Origin of the sequence: Polaromonas sp. (genome assembly GCF_030680935.1) — a bacterium.
GTDB lineage: Bacteria > Pseudomonadota > Gammaproteobacteria > Burkholderiales > Burkholderiaceae_C > Polaromonas.
The window spans coordinates 79890-94439 of the sequence record NZ_JAUXUP010000078.1 but is presented as its reverse complement, the minus strand read 5'-3'; the positions used below and the strand labels follow the sequence as shown (position 1 = coordinate 94439).

Genomic DNA, 14550 nt, shown 5'->3' with positions numbered 1-14550 from the left:
CCGCCCCTCATATGAGAGTTCGTGGTCTGGAGCACGCCTTCACCATAGTCTTTCGACTTTAGGTGCCCGCCGTCTGCTCTCTACACCTTCCCTCAACCTTTCGGTACGAGGGCTTGGCTCGGTATTAGCTCGGACTTGCGTCCAGGGCCTTCGCCGAGTTTGACGGGCTTCACCTCAAGAATTTCTTCAAGAGGGCTCAAATTTGGTCTGAGTCCCCTGCGTCTACCAATTTCACCACCCGGGCTTTTTGAATTCTCTGGGCTGATCCAGAATTTTCTTTTTAACCGTGGTTGACCTTCCATCTCGCCGCAGGCTCAATATGTCAGGTCAACGTCTCAATTCTACTTGCTGCCTCCTGGCTTTTCGCCATGGCTCCTATTTGGCTCCTAGGTCTCAACAAGCCTTTTTGGGCTCTATTCGACCAGTCGCCATAAACCGTTATTCCGCCTAGTGTTGCGTGGTGTTCACGGATTTCAAAAAAAGGTACACAAACCTCTTTTTGAGTCCCCTGCGTCTACCAATTTCACCACCCGGGCTGCAAGAAGCGAAGAGGCAAATTATGGCACAGTGCAGGGTATGACCTACCCCACTATCGAAGACGCCATTGGCAAAACGCCTCTGGTGGCACTGCAACGCATCCAGGCCGCCGAGAACACCCAACGGGGCAATGTGGTCCTTGGCAAACTCGAAGGCAACAACCCGGCCGGTTCGGTGAAAGACCGTCCGGCGCTGGCCATGATCAAACGCGCGGAAGAGCGTGGCGAGATCAAGCCGGGCGACACGCTGGTTGAGGCCACCTCTGGCAACACCGGCATTGCGCTGGCCATGGCCGCGGCCATCAAGGGGTACCGCATGGTGCTGATCATGCCGGAGGACCTTTCCATTGAACGCGCGCAGACCATGAAGGCCTTTGGCGCAGAGTTGATCCTTACGCCTAAAAGCGGCGGCATGGAGCACGCGCGTGACCTGGCAGACCAGATGGCCAAGGATGGCAAGGGCCGTGTGCTGGACCAGTTTGCCAACCAGGACAATCCGCGCATCCATTACGAGACCACCGGGCCCGAGATCTGGGCCGACACCGGCGGCAAGGTCACACACTTTGTCAGCGCCATGGGCACCACCGGTACCATCACCGGTGTCTCGCGCTTTCTCAAAGAGAAAAACCCGGCGATCAAAATCATCGGTGCCCAGCCCAGCGAAGGCTCGCGCATCCCCGGCATTCGCAAATGGCCCGAGGCCTACATGCCAAAAATTTACGACCCCCGCCATATCGACGAGACCGTGCTGGTGAGCCAGCTTGATGCCGAAGACATGTGCCGCCGCATGGCCCGCGAAGAAGGCATTTTTGCCGGCATCTCGGCGGCTGGGGCCTGCTGGGTGGCGCAGGATATTGCAAAAACCGCGAAAGACGCAGTCATTGTTTTTATCGTCTGCGACCGCGGCGACCGTTATCTGTCGACTGGCGTTTTTCCGGCCTGATTCCGTCCCCGTTCGGGCTGAGCCTGTCGAGGCCCTTCGACAGGCTCAGGGTGAATGGCAACAGTTCTATATGTGAAAAGTGGCTCCAGCCCCTGATTGACGGGCGCGAGCAGCTATAAAAAGTGAAGCAACCAAGTCTGAAACCATGAGCCAAGAATTCAAGTTTTGCCCCAGCTGCGCCACCCCGCTCGCCATGATTTCGCAACTGGAAGACAGTGGCGATACCGTGCGCCTGCGTTGCCCGGCCTGCAACTACACCCACTGGAACAACCCGGTGCCCGTGCTGGCGGCGGTGATTGAACACCAGGGAAAAATCCTGCTGGCGCGCAACGCGGCGTGGACGGCCAAGATGTACGCACTGATCACCGGTTTCATGGAGGCCGGCGAAACGCCCGAAGGCGGCATCACGCGTGAAGTGAAGGAAGAAACCAATCTCGACGTGACCGACCTCAAGCTGATCGGCGTGTACGACTTCCAGCGCATGAACCAGATCATCATTGCCTACAGCGCCGTCGGCCATGGCGAAGTCAAACTCTCGCCCGAGCTCGTGGACTACAAGCTGTATGCGCACGAAGACGTGAAGTGCTGGCCGGCCGGCACCGGTTACGCGATGGCAGACTTTCTGAAGTCAAAAGGTTACCAGCCGGCGTTTGTGGAGTGGGCGAAGCGGGATTGAGGCCTTGGCGGCACCGTGAGGGGAGGACTTTTCAAGCCGTTGCGCGAGTGGGCAGTCTGAACTCAGGGCTGATGATAGATGCCCAAGTTCCAAGGATTTCAGGCCTCCAGCCCATATCCAGCGTGCGCAAACAGCTATAAAAACAGTAGCGCCTTGGACCGTCAACTGCCTGCTGGAGGCCGTCGGAGCCGCCTTGGTAAACTACCTTACTGCCTTTGTAGCTCAGTGGATAGAGCGATCCCCTCCTAAGGGATAGGTCGCAGGTCCGATTCCTGCCAAGGGCACCATCTTCTTCAAAGCACCGCCCTAATCGAAGGGCAGGGTGTAAATCAGGTCCACTGCACTTTGCTCGCCCGCCTGGGCGCGGATGGTGAAGCGCTGCGACAGGTCGTAAAACACAAACAGCGTGCCGAGCGCGCCCGAGAGGCTGCGTTCATAGGCCGCATAGAAGTTGCGCGAAAAGCGTTTGCCCAGTGTTACCGCGCCTTCGTTGGTGCTGCCGCTGGCGGTTGTCTCTGAACCCCGGAAGGACAACTCGTCCAGGCCCAGTGATGCGGCCAGCCCGCGCGACTGCCCGGCCTTGCTGCCCAGCAGCGCAATGGCGGCCTGTTGCAGCAGCGCGGCTTCGGCGCCGCCGTTGGCGGATCCACGGCCCACCACCAGCCAGGAGAGTTTTTCAGCATCGGGCAATTCGGGCTGCGCATACAGGCGCACGCGGGGCAGCAGGGCGGTGCCGGTGATCTGCACGCCGACGCGCTGCGTGAGGTTGGGCCGTATCGCCAGAATGTCCAGCGTCGGGTTGTCCACCGCGCCGGTAAAACGCAGCACACCTTGCTCGACGTCCAGGCGCTGGCCGTAGGCGCGGTACTCGCCGCCCAGGGTGTTCACGGTGCCCGTCAGGCGCACTGCGTCTATCGAATCGGCGTTCAGCGCCAGCTTGCCGCGCACGCGGGTGTCCAGGCCCTTGCCCCGGATGCGGAAGTCGTCGCCCAGGTCCAGTTGCACGGCAAGCTTGAGCGAGCGGCCGTTTTTGTCGTCGGTGTTGACGGTGGCGCTGCTTTCTGCGGGCGCTTTTTTGCCAGAGGCCGCGCCACCGCTGCTGCGCACAATCACGTCGTCGCCGAGTTGTGGCGTGCTTTCGTCGGGCAGCAGGATGCTGGCCTGGTCCACGCGCAGCGCGCCGGTGAAACTGGCGGCCTTGCCTTCGAGCCTGGCCTGGATGTCGCCGGAGAGCGTGATCTGCCTGTCGGTGCGCAGGCTGGCGCGCAGACGTTCGAGTTTGGCGGCTAGCAGCACCAGCGGCTTGCCGTCCACCCAGCCGGCCTCGCCCTGCGCGCGCAAGACGCCGCCTGCGCCCTTGTCGCCGGCGCCCTGCAAGGTGAACTCGGTGATGCGCATGCGGGTACCGTCCAGCGTGGCGCGCAAGCGGCCATTGCCGAACTCGATGCCATCGACCACCGAACGCAGCGCGAGGTCGTCGGCCTGCAAGGTGCCCGCCAGTTGCGGCGCGGTGCGCTTGCCGCTGATCGTGACATTGGCGCCCAGCGAGCCGCGCAGCCGCCAGCCCGGCGGCGCCAGCACCGACCAGACGCCGATGCGTGGCAATTGCGCGCGCAGCTGGCCGTTGAGCGGTGCGTCCTGGGGCCAGGTCCAGCCGGTAGCGACGCTGCGCGCCAGCCGTGTCGTGAGTTGGCCTTCGGCCGAGCCGGCGCGTTCGCTGTCCCAGCGCAAGGCAAGCGTCAGCGCGTCGCTATTGCTGTCAACCGTGAGCCGCGCTTCCTTGACACCAGCTGCCACCCGCGCGGCCGGCCCCTGGGCGGTGTCGGCCTGCACCGATATGTCGCCGCTGCTACGCGCCAGGCTGGCTTTGAGGCGCAAGGTGTCGCCCAGCGCGGCGTCCCAACGGCCGTCGAACATCATGTTGCCCGCCAGCCCGGCGCCGGCCAGTTGCGGCCCGGCGACAAGCTCTATCCAGGCCAGCGGCAGGCCGGTCAGGGTGCCCGTCGTGAGCAACTGGCCACCCCCGTAGGTCACCGGTTGCCAGGCCAGCACGGCTTGAGGTGGCGAGCTGCCGGCAGTTGCTGAGGCGCCACGCGCGGGCGCCGTAAGCGCGGCCTCGCCGGCACCCGCTTCCAGCTTGCCCCCCCTGGATGTTGGCGTCCACTTCAGCGGCACGTTGCCGCGGCTGGCGAGACGCCAGGCGCCGGGTCCCAGTGCCGGGTCTTCGAGCGACAGGTTCAGTTGCTGCACCATTGTCTGCCAGCCCGACGCTGCCAGGCTGGCCCGGGCCGGGCCGGTGCGCCCGCCGCTGGCGGTGGTTTGCAGCGTGTAGCGGCGCTGGCCCTGTTCGATGCGGCCCTGCGCCCTGAGCTCGGCCTGGCTGAGGCGTCCGGTCAGGCTGGCCTGAAATGCTCGCAATTTGAGGGCCTGATCGGCTGCCGGGGTGGTGCCGGTGCGCGCGGGTGGCGCGGCTGCCCAGTCCAGCGACGGGATGTCGAGTTGCGCCTGCACCGCCGGGTCACGCCAGCCGCCTTGCCACTTGAACTGCAGGTCGGCACGCCCGCTGGCCGACGCTGTGCGTACGAATGCCGGCATGCCGGGCAAGCGCTGCAACCAGCGCAGGGCCTGGGCCGCGTCGCGGCCGCGCAGGCTCAGCTCACCACCGCCGCGCGCTTCGTGCAGTTCGCCGCTGACCTGCGCATCCAGCCCGGGTGCTGTCAGGCTGAGGCGGCCCTTGCCAGTGGGTGCCGCGGGCTGAAGCTCGATGGCGCCCGCCAGCGTGGCGTCGTCTGTGCGCACCTGCAACTGCGAGAGGTGCAGCGTATCGCCGGACCAACGGCCTTTGGCGCTGGCGTCGCGCAGGCGCAGGCTGCCGATGGGGCTGCTTGTGCTGGACTTGTTGGACTTGGTAAGGGTCGCGGCAACTTCGCGCCCGCTGGTTTGGAGGCTGGCGTCGAAGTTGATGGCGCCGGCCAGGCCGGAAAGTTCTGCTTTGCCATCGACGGGCAGAGCAGCCAACTGCGTGTGCAACGCAGCGGGGTTGATGTTTTTGAGTGTGGCCGTTGCCTGCCAGTCCTGCGCGCTGGTCGCCGCCTCCGACCACTTGCCGCTGGCGGTGATGTCACCACCGCCGAGTTTGGCCTGCAGGCTGCGCACCATGGCCACGCCACCGCGCCATTCGCCCTGGGCCTGCAGGCTGTCCAGCGGCAAGCGCTGCTGGTCCCATGAGCCGGGCAGGCTGTTGTTGATGGACGTTTCCAATTGCCAGGCATCGGTCGCGCCCGCTGGCCTGACGCTCAGACTGCCGCTCAACCCTGTCTGCGGTGCCGTCGGCCAGAGGCTGGCCAGATCGAGTGCGCGAAAGGTGGCGTCGGCTTGCGGCAGCGGCTGCGCGGCCCAGGGCGTGATACGGGCAGTGGCGCTGGCCTGCGGCGTCGGGCCGGTCTGCGCTGGCGCGGACCCGAGCTTCAGTTCAGCTTTTGCATGGAGTTCCGTCAAGGGTCCCTCTGCGCTTGCGCTGAAGGACAGCGGCAGGCGGGTGCTGCTGCCGGGCACGGCGGTTTCCAGCACGCCCTTGAGGGCCGCGTCCAGTGTCAAGGCGCCAGTCGCCAGCAGCTTGAACTGGCCGGTGTAGCGGCCCGAAGCGACCTGTGCGCTGGTCAGCGCCAGGCGGTGATGCGTGCCGTCAAAATCATAGCGCCCGGCGACCGCGCTGGCTTCAAACGCAGGTGGTCCGGCCCACGACAACTGGCTCACCGAAAACTCATCGAGCGTGATGCGAAACGGCAGGGCCAGCGAAGGTGGTGGGCCGGAGGCAGGTGCAGAAGGCGCGCGCTGATCGTCGATGCGGACAGTGTCTGCGGCCAGGCGGTCCAGCTTCAGGCTGCCCTTGAGCAGCGAGAGCGGGTCCCACGCCAGCACGACGTCGGTGGCGAGCACCTGCAGGCCGTCCTGCTGCAGCGTGAGTGTCTGCACCTGGCCGCCTGCGCGCAATGAGCCCGAGACACCTTCTGCCGTGACCGGCTGGGTGCGGGTGGCCCAGCGCAGCGCGGTGGCCAGCGAACCTTCTGTGCCCGACCACCACCACAAGCTGCCCACGGCCAGCATCAGCATGAGCAGCATGGCCATGCCGGAGATGGCGACTGCTTTGGGCCAGCGGCGGCGCGGCTTGGCGGTGGCAGGTATTTCTGGTGAAGGCGGTGGTGCAGCCATCAGAAAACAAATCCCACACTCATGTGCAACCGGAATTTTTTCGGCTGCACGCCGTAAGCCAGGTCAATTTGCAGCGGGCCGATGGGGCTGCGCCAACGCACGCCCGTGCCAATGCCGACCTGGGGTTTGAGGTCTTTGGGGCGCTCGGCCACTGAACCGGCGTCAATGAAAAAAGTGTTTTCCCATTCGGTGGGCAAGCCGTTTTTGAGCATGGGGCGCTGCCATTCCACACTGCCGACCGCCATGTAGCGGCCTGGCCCGGTGACGCCGTTGGCGCGCTGGATGCCGATGTCGCGGTAGCCATAACCGCGCACCGTGCTGTCGCCGCCGGTGCGAAAAAGCAGTGTGCCGGGGATGCGCGCCGAGTCGGCAGCGACGACAGCAGCGGCTTCGGCGCGCAAGGCGATGCGACCGCGCGTGAGGGACTGGATGCCCAACCAGCGGACGGCGGTGCGCACAAAAGGCTTGCGGTCCGTGCCCAGCGTGACACCGCCGCCCAACTCAGCACCCAGGCCATAACCCTTGCTTGGGAAGGGCGTGCTGTCGAAATAACGGCCGGTCCAGACGTAGTTGCCGCTGATGGCCGAACCGTCGCCGCTGTCGCTGGCCGAGATCGTGCTGCCAGGCAGGGCCTGCACGCTGGCCCGGTCGTACTGCAGGTAGACGTTGCGGTCGATGCGGTCACCGGCCTGCGATTTGCCGAAACGCAGCCGTTGCGCGCGGGTGATCAGCTCGTCGTCGTCCAGCCGCTCGGCGCGACCGAGGAAGCCCCAGCGCCAGCCGTCGTCATCGGGGATGTCCGTCCATTCGGTTTGCGCAAAGGGCGACTTGCGCTCAATCTGCAGCTTGGTCACGGCGCGCCAGCCGATGCCAGGCACGCGGTGGTGCGTGTGTTCGACCGAGGCGCGCGGGCCGCTGTCGGTGGTGATGCCAACGCCGAGAACGACTTTTTGCAGCAGGGCCTCGCGCACCGTGACCTGCACCGGCGCGGCCTGCGGGTCGCTGTCAGGGTCCACCAGAATCGTCGCCGAGTCGAAGTAGCCGCTGGATGCCAGGCGCTGCTGCGCTTCGAGCAGGCTGTTCTGGTCGTAGACCGAGCCGGGTGCCAGCCGGGCCAAACGCGGCACCAGTTCCGGGTCGTAGCGCTGGATGCCGGTGACCTGCATGGGCCCCAGCCGGTACAGCGGGCCCGAGTCCAGCGTCAGGGACAGGTCGGCACTGGCGGCGGGTGCGTCGATGTCGGCCAGGCTGGTCTCCAGCCGGCCTGCCGGGTAGCGGCGCGCCACCAGATCACGCAGCGCCTGCGTCTTGGCGCCGTCCCAGTTGTCCTGTGTGAAACGCTGACCGGGCGGCAGGCGCCAGTTGCGCCGTATACCTTCGCGCTGGCCCGCGGCATCGGCATCAGGAGACTGCGCAATATCGCCTGAAAAACCAATCGCGACCGTGCGGATGCGTGTCAATTCGCCCGGGTCCACCGCCACCACGATAGTGGGGCGCTGGGACGTTGCGCCCTCTCGGACGATGCTGATGGTGGGGCTGAAATAGCCCAGGGTGCCAACCAGGTTGCGCACATTGCGTTCGGCCAGTACCACCAGGCGCGCGAGTTCGGCGTCGTCGAGGTCGGTGACGGCGCGGTAACGCCGCAACTCAAGGTGGCGCTCCAGCAGACTGCGGACTTCAGGCGGGGCCTTGACTTCGATGTCGAAAGCCGTGACTTCCGGCTCTGCCTGGGTGGGGCCGACAGCGCCCGCCGGTGTGGCGGGCGGTGCCACGCTGGCCATCGGCGGGGCCGGCACGTTGGTCTGCGTGATGGGGGCGGGATTGGTGGCCGAGGGAGGGGGCGGGCTGCTGTCCGATGGTGCGGAAGGTGCGGCGGGCGCGACAGGCTGGGCTACAGCGGCGCAGGCCAGCAGAAGGGCGAGGGCGGCGGCCGGTAAATTCCTGGCCACCCTCCAGGCGAGGCAGGAACGGAAATGGGTCACATTTCCAGTTTACTTGGATAGCAAACGCATGGCCTCTTCAAGGCCTTTGATGGTCAGGGGGTACATGCGCTGGTTCACCAGCTGCTGGATCACACTGATGCTCTGGCGGTATTGCCAGACGCCTTGTGGTTCGGGGTTGATCCAGACAAATTTCGGGAAAGCGTTGGTCAGGCGCTGCATCCACTCGGCGCCGGCTTCCTCGTTGTTGTATTCGACGCTGCCGCCCGGCTGCAAAATCTCGTAAGGGCTCATGGTTGCGTCACCGACAAAGATCAGTTTGTAGTCCTTGTTGTACTTGCGGATGATGTCCCAGGTCGCAAACTTCTCGCTGAAGCGGCGCCGGTTGTTCTTCCACATGAAGTCATAGACACAGTTGTGGAAGTAATAAAACTCGATGTGTTTGAACTCAGTCTTGGTGGCCGAGAACAGCTCTTCCACGCGCGCGATGTGTTCGTCCATGGTGCCGCCCACGTCCATCAGCAGCAGCACCTTCACATTGTTGTGGCGCTCCGGCACCATCTTGATGTCCAGCCAGCCGGCATTGGCGGCGGTGGAGCGGATGGTGTCGTCGAGGTCCAGCTCTTCCACATGGCCCTCGCGCGCAAACTTGCGCAGGCGGCGCAGCGCCACCTTGATGTTGCGTGTGCCCAACTCCTGCGTGTCGTCGTAATCCTTGTAGGCGCGCTGGTCCCAGACTTTCACCGCGCTTTTGTTGCGGCTTTTTTCCTGCCCAATGCGTATGCCCTGCGGGTTGAAGCCGTTGGCGCCGAAGGGCGAGGTGCCGCCGGTGCCTATCCACTTGCTGCCGCCTTCGTGGCGCTCTTTCTGCTCTTCAAAACGCTTTTTCAGCGTTTCCATGAGTTCGTCCCAGCCCATCTTCTCGATCTTGGCTTTTTCTTCGGGGCTGAGCTCGAGCTCCAGATTTTTACGCAGCCACTCCAGCGGGATGTCTTTGGTGAAGTCGGCAATCATCTCCACACCCTTGAAGTAGGCCGCAAACGCGCGGTCAAACTTGTCGTAGTGTTTTTCGTCCTTCACCAGCACGGTACGGCTCAGGTAATAGAAGTCGTCGATTTTGTACGCGCCTTCGCCGATCTCGCCATCTTCGAGCTTGCCGCTGTTGGGGCCGACCACACCGGCCTGCAGCGCCTCCAGCAGCATCAGGTATTCCTTGACCGAGACCGGCAGCTTGGCCGAACGCAGGGTGTAGAAGAAGTCGATCAGCATGGCATGGAGATCATGTTCGGGGTTTGTCGAGCATGTACAAAAGTTGTGCCTTTACTTCGGGCCATTCACCCGAACGAAGGCTGTACATCACTGTATCGCGAATGGTGCCGTCACGGCGAAGTGCGTGGCCGCGAATCACACCATCCTTGCGCGCGCCCAGGCGCTCGATGGCGCGCTGCGAGGCATGGTTGAAATTGTCGGTGCGCCAGCCGACCACATGGCAGCCCAGGGTGTCGAAGGCATGCGTCAGCAGCAGCAACTTGCAGGTGGTGTTGATGTGGGTGCGCTGGCAGCGTGCGGCGTACCAGGTGTAGCCAATCTCGACACGTTTCACGGCGGGCAGGATGTCGTGATAACTGCTGCTGCCCAGCACCGTGCCGGTGGCGGCGTCGCGCACCGCAAAGGCAAAACGCTGACCGGTTTCGCGGGCCTTCAGCGCGTCTTCGATGTAGGCACGGGTCTGGTCCGGCTCGGGGACCGAGGTGACACGTATCTTCCAGAGCTCACCATCGGCCGCAGCGGCGCGCAGGCCGGCTTCGTGTTCCGGCGCCAGCGGCACCAGCTCGACGCCACGGGTTGAAAGTGTGACGGGCTGTACAAAACTCATGGCTCGCAATTCCCTTCAGGCATGCTCGCGGGGTCAGCGATTGTGGCGTTGCATGAACACCAGCTTTTCAAACAGAGTGACGTCCTGTTCGTTTTTCAGCAGCGCGCCCACCAGCGGCGGTACGGCCACTTTGTCTTCCTTGCTTTGCAAGGCCTCGAGCGGAATGTCCTCGGCCACCAGCAGCTTGAGCCAGTCCAGCAGCTCGCTGGTGGATGGTTTCTTCTTCAGGCCGGGCAGGTTGCGTACGTCGTAAAAGGTTTTCATGGCCGCGGCCAGCAGCTCTTTCTTGAGGCCGGGGAAGTGCACATCGACGATCTGTTTCATCGTGTCGGCATCGGGGAATTTGATGTAGTGGAAAAAGCAGCGGCGCAAAAAGGCGTCGGGCAGTTCTTTTTCGTTGTTCGAGGTGATGAAAACCAGCGGCCGGTGTTTGGCCTTGATCAGTTCGCGCGTCTCGTAGCAGTAGAACTCCATGCGGTCGATTTCGCGCAGCAAGTCGTTCGGGAACTCGATGTCGGCCTTGTCGATTTCATCAATCAGCAGGGCCACCGGCTCATCGGCTGTGAACGCCTCCCAAAGCACGCCCTTGATGATGTAGTTGTGGATGTCCTTGACTTTTTCGTCGCCGAGCTGCGAGTCGCGCAGGCGCGATACCGCATCGTATTCATACAGGCCCTGCTGCGCCTTGGTGGTGGACTTGATGTGCCACTGCAGCAGCGGCAGGTTCAGGGCCTGGGCCACTTCCTCGGCCAGCATGGTCTTGCCGGTGCCGGGTTCGCCCTTGACCAGCAGCGGCTTTTTGAGGGTGGCAGAAGCGTTGACCGCCAGCATCAGGTCCTGGGTGGCGACGTAGTTTTTGGAGCCTTGGAATTTCATGGTGGGCGCGAAGTGTGAACTGTAAGAAGGGTGAATCAGGGGTGTGTGTGACGCTGCACGCGGTGACCCCGGCAGGCCCAGATATAATCAGTGGCTGTTTGACCTACCCAATTTTCACCTGATTGTGCGCGCAAAATGACCAAGCTGATCAACACGTTATTTGCCATTGCTGTCTCATTTGTGACGGTGGCGGCCCATTCCCAGGGCATCCAGGGCGACGCCAAAGCCGGAGAAGCCAAAAACGCCATGTGTATCGGCTGCCACGGCATCAAGGGCTACCAGGCCAGCTTCCCCGAGGTGTACAAGGTGCCAATGATCTCGGGTCAGAGCGCCAAGTACATTGCGTCGGCATTAAACGCCTACAAAAAGGGCGAGCGCAAACACCCCACCATGCGCGGTGTTTCCGAGACCCTGAGCGACCAGGACATTGCCGACCTGTCGGCCTATTACAGTGTGCATGGCGTGGCCCAGGCGGCCGCTCCGGCAGAACGTACCGTGAAAACCCCCAGCCCGGCCGTGGCCGCCCTGTTGGCCAAGGCCAATTGCGCGTCTTGCCACGGCGCTGATTTCAGCAAACCGATTGACCCGAGCTACCCCAAGCTGGGCGGCCAGCACGCCGACTACCTGTTTGTGGCACTGAAGGCTTACAAGGTGGAGAATAATCCCAAAGTCGGACGCGGCAACGCGATCATGGCCGGCATGGCCAAGCAGTACACCAACGCAGAACTCAAGCAGTTGGCCAACTACATGGCATCGGTCGAGGGAGACTTGAAAGTCGTTCCGCAAAGCAAGTTCCGCTAAACCGCTTCGCTCCAGAAACTAGACAAAGCCCCGCATCGCGGGGCTTTGTCCTTGTGGGCCAATCTTTTGTCACTTGTCGCTGCACGCTGGTAGAGCGGCGTGGCTGTTTCTCTTTTCAAGCAGGCGCCGCGGGTCCGGCTTTGCCGGCCCGCAGGCGCAGCGGCCCCCTCGGGGGGCAGGGCGCTACATGCAGTGAGCAACCGTGGGGGCTAATCTCTCGTCGCGTGCCGCTGCACGCAGGCGATGTAGGTATCGCCGTCGGGCGGCCGGCCGGCGCGTTGGCTTTCCCAGACCATCTGGCCCAGGCATTCCATGGCTTCGTGGTGGGCTTGGTGCAGGGAGTCGCGTCGCGCTGTCAGCAGCTCTACCGCCTGCCGGATGCCGCGCGGCTGGTCGATGGAGCACTGCTCGCTGATGGACAGGTGCATGGACAGGTGTAAAAACGGGTTGGTGGCGCCAGCTTCCACGTCGTACATCTTTTCCAGCGCTGCGTCTGCATCTGCGAAGTCGGCGTGGTATTCGGGGTGTTCTGCCAGCCATTGACTTGCTATTATTTCGATAGCTGTCAGCGCCTGTCCCGAAAGGGTTTTGGCATAAACGGAGCAGAAAAACCGGCGAACATCGGCCTGTGAGGGGGTGAACATCCGGCAAGGTTAGCATGTGCCTGATGCCTTGTGGCAGCGCAGTGTTTCCGCTGCACGGGCAGCGATGGCGACTCTGTCCTACGCGGTTTTTTGCGCCCCTGGCTTAAATTACCCCCACGGAGCCTGATACCGGCAAGCGCGCTCCGGCTTAACCACCATCCGGCGAGGAGAACCCCATGAATGCAATGAGAATTACCGGCATCGTTTTGATCGTGCTCGGTCTGGCCGGCTTTTTCACCGGTGGCTTCAGCTTCACCAAGGACACCACCAAGGCCAACATTGGCCCGATTGAGCTGGTCGTCAAGGAAAAAGAGTCTATCAATGTGCCGCAGTGGCTCAGCATTGGCGCCATCGTGCTGGGTGCGGTGGTACTGGTGATGGGCGCACGCAAGTCCTGAGACAGCGGCAGCAATCGACACCGGGGCGTCTTCCCGGCGTCTGATTCATCAGGCTGCTCCTGCACTTGTTTGAGCGCTGAAGCCGCGCGACGAACGCCTGCGTGAGATATGTGCCGTGTTCTGCACAGGAACAAGGACAAAGCTAAGATGGTGACCGCCCCGCTTTTTGGTGGCGGAGACAGTTTCATGATCAACAAGATAGCCCGGTCAGTCGCGGACGCGTTGGCTGGGGTCAAAGACGGTGCGACCGTGCTGATTGGCGGCTTTGGCACGGCCGGCATCCCGAACGAGCTGGTCGATGGGCTGATAGCCCAAGGGGCCAAGGACCTCACGGTGGTCAACAACAACGCCGGCAATGGCGATACCGGGTTGGCGGCGCTGCTCAAAGCCGGGCGCGTGCGCAAGATCATCTGCAGTTTTCCGCGCCAGACCGACAGCTACGTGTTTGACGAGCTTTACCGCTCCGGCAAGCTCGAACTGGAACTGGTGCCCCAAGGCAATCTGGCAGAGCGCATTCGTGCGGCCGGTGCAGGCATAGGTGCATTTTTTTCACCTACCGGTTTTGGCACCGAGCTGGCCCTGAACCCCGATGGCTCGCCCAGGGAAACCCGGCACATCCATGGCCGCGATTACGTGCTGGAGATGCCTATCCATGGCGATGTGGCGCTGATCAAGGCCGAGCGCGGAGACCGCTGGGGCAATCTGAGCTACCGCAAGGCGGCGCGCAATTTTGGCCCGGTGATGGCCTCTGCCGCCAGATACACCGTGGCGACCGTGCATGAGATTGCAGAGCTGGGCGAGATGGACCCGGAGCACATCGTGACACCAGGAATTTTTGTGCACCAGATTGTGAAAGTTGACCGTGTCGCCACCCAGGGTGGTGGTCTCAAGGTGGCAGCATGACCTACCAGAAAAGAAGCAGGGACCAGCTCGCCGCGCGTGTGGCGCAGGACATCCCTGAGGGGGCCACGGTCAACCTCGGCATTGGCATGCCGACCTCGGTGGCCAACCACATTCCCGCAGACCGCGAAGTGCTGCTGCAAAGCGAAAACGGCATATTGGGTATGGGCCCGGCTCCGGCCCACGGGGACGAGGACTTCGACCTGATCAATGCGGGCAAGCAACCCGTGACCCTGCTCAAGGGCGGCTCATATTTTCACCACGCCGACAGCTTTGCCATGATGCGCGGCGGGCACCTGGACATTTGCGTGCTCGGTGCGTTTCAGGTCTCTGCCACGGGTGACCTGGCCAACTGGAGCACCGGCGAGGCAGGTGCGATACCTGCAGTAGGGGGCGCCATGGACCTGGCCATTGGCGCCAAACAAACCTGGGTGATGATGGACCTGCTGACCAAAAAAGGCGAGAGCAAGGTGGTCAGGTCGTGCACCTACCCCCTGACCGGTATTGGCTGTGTCAAACGCATCTACTCTGAACTGGCCACGCTGGCGTGCACGCCACAAGGCCTGCGGCTGATTGATAAAGTAGATGGCCTGGAACACGCCGAACTGGAAAAACTTCTCGGCCTGCCGGTAGCTCTGAACAACTGATATTTGTCTGCTTTTTCCATTCACCTTTTCCTGCTCGGGCTGAGCCTGTCAAAGCCTTTCACAGAACCTACGCGCCAGCACTTCGACAGGCTCAGTGCGAA

General features: G+C 63.0%; 12 protein-coding genes and 1 tRNA gene. 7 read left to right on the top strand and 6 right to left on the bottom strand.

Translation table 11 applies throughout. The features are described from left to right. Positions 1 to 576: 576 nt before the first annotated feature. The 3 genes from cysM (at position 577) to Q8L50_RS18505 (ending at position 2442) form a co-directional block, all read left to right on the top strand. Entirely contained in the window at positions 577 to 1479 is a 903-nt protein-coding gene (gene cysM, locus Q8L50_RS18515; protein WP_305350100.1) for a cysteine synthase CysM, read from the top strand. 145 nt (positions 1480 to 1624) lie between these two features. Continuing rightward, positions 1625 to 2155 (top strand): NUDIX hydrolase, encoded by a 531-nt coding sequence (locus Q8L50_RS18510; RefSeq protein WP_305350099.1) that lies wholly within the window; start codon positions 1625 to 1627, stop codon positions 2153 to 2155. A gap of 211 nt (positions 2156 to 2366) precedes the next feature. Continuing rightward, a tRNA-Arg gene (locus tag Q8L50_RS18505) sits at positions 2367 to 2442 on the top strand. Positions 2443 to 2461: 19 nt separating this feature from the next. Here Q8L50_RS18505 and Q8L50_RS18500 read toward each other — a convergent pair. From Q8L50_RS18500 to Q8L50_RS18480, 5 genes are read right to left on the bottom strand one after another with little or no spacing between them, the layout of a single operon-like run. Then, positions 2462 to 6367 (bottom strand): translocation/assembly module TamB domain-containing protein, encoded by a 3906-nt coding sequence (locus Q8L50_RS18500; RefSeq protein WP_305350098.1) that lies wholly within the window; start codon positions 6365 to 6367, stop codon positions 2462 to 2464. Continuing rightward, positions 6367 to 8349, bottom strand: coding sequence for an autotransporter assembly complex family protein (locus Q8L50_RS18495; RefSeq protein ID WP_305350097.1), 1983 nt, complete (start codon positions 8347 to 8349; stop codon positions 6367 to 6369). The genes Q8L50_RS18500 and Q8L50_RS18495 overlap by 1 nt, the downstream gene beginning before the upstream one ends. Before the next feature lie 9 nt (positions 8350 to 8358). After that, a complete protein-coding gene (locus Q8L50_RS18490; RefSeq protein ID WP_305350096.1) occupies positions 8359 to 9576 on the bottom strand; it encodes a VWA domain-containing protein in 1218 nt (405 codons plus the stop codon). 10 nt (positions 9577 to 9586) lie between these two features. Next, complete coding sequence (locus Q8L50_RS18485; RefSeq protein ID WP_305350095.1) at positions 9587 to 10183, bottom strand: GNAT family N-acetyltransferase; 597 nt, start codon at positions 10181 to 10183, stop codon at positions 9587 to 9589. 33 nt (positions 10184 to 10216) lie between these two features. Next, a complete protein-coding gene (locus Q8L50_RS18480; protein ID WP_305350094.1) occupies positions 10217 to 11059 on the bottom strand; it encodes a MoxR family ATPase in 843 nt (280 codons plus the stop codon). 135 nt (positions 11060 to 11194) lie between these two features. On the opposite strand from Q8L50_RS18480, the gene Q8L50_RS18475 reads away from it, so the two are divergent. Next, entirely contained in the window at positions 11195 to 11860 is a 666-nt protein-coding gene (locus Q8L50_RS18475; protein WP_305350093.1) for a cytochrome c, read from the top strand. 209 nt (positions 11861 to 12069) lie between these two features. On the opposite strand, the gene Q8L50_RS18470 is transcribed toward Q8L50_RS18475, so the two are convergent. Beyond that, positions 12070 to 12504: a DUF1841 family protein gene (locus Q8L50_RS18470; protein ID WP_305350092.1), complete on the bottom strand. Its 435-nt coding sequence runs from the start codon at positions 12502 to 12504 to the stop codon at positions 12070 to 12072. 176 nt (positions 12505 to 12680) lie between these two features. Between Q8L50_RS18470 and Q8L50_RS18465 the strand changes: the two genes are divergently transcribed. The 3 genes from Q8L50_RS18465 to Q8L50_RS18455 all read left to right on the top strand — a co-directional run bounded on the left by Q8L50_RS18465 (position 12681) and on the right by Q8L50_RS18455 (position 14449). Beyond that, the gene (locus tag Q8L50_RS18465) at positions 12681 to 12902 is read left to right on the top strand and encodes a hypothetical protein (RefSeq protein ID WP_305350091.1); all 222 of its coding nucleotides are present in this window, start codon (positions 12681 to 12683) and stop codon (positions 12900 to 12902) included. Between the two features lie 186 nt (positions 12903 to 13088). Further along, positions 13089 to 13805 carry a 3-oxoacid CoA-transferase subunit A gene (locus Q8L50_RS18460; RefSeq protein ID WP_305350090.1) on the top strand — a complete coding sequence of 239 codons (717 nt, stop codon included), beginning with the start codon at positions 13089 to 13091 and terminating at the stop codon, positions 13803 to 13805. Next, on the top strand, positions 13802 to 14449 hold the full coding sequence (locus Q8L50_RS18455; RefSeq protein WP_305350089.1) for a 3-oxoacid CoA-transferase subunit B: 648 nt from the start codon (positions 13802 to 13804) through the stop codon (positions 14447 to 14449). The genes Q8L50_RS18460 and Q8L50_RS18455 overlap by 4 nt, the downstream gene beginning before the upstream one ends. Positions 14450 to 14550: the final 101 nt, after the last annotated feature.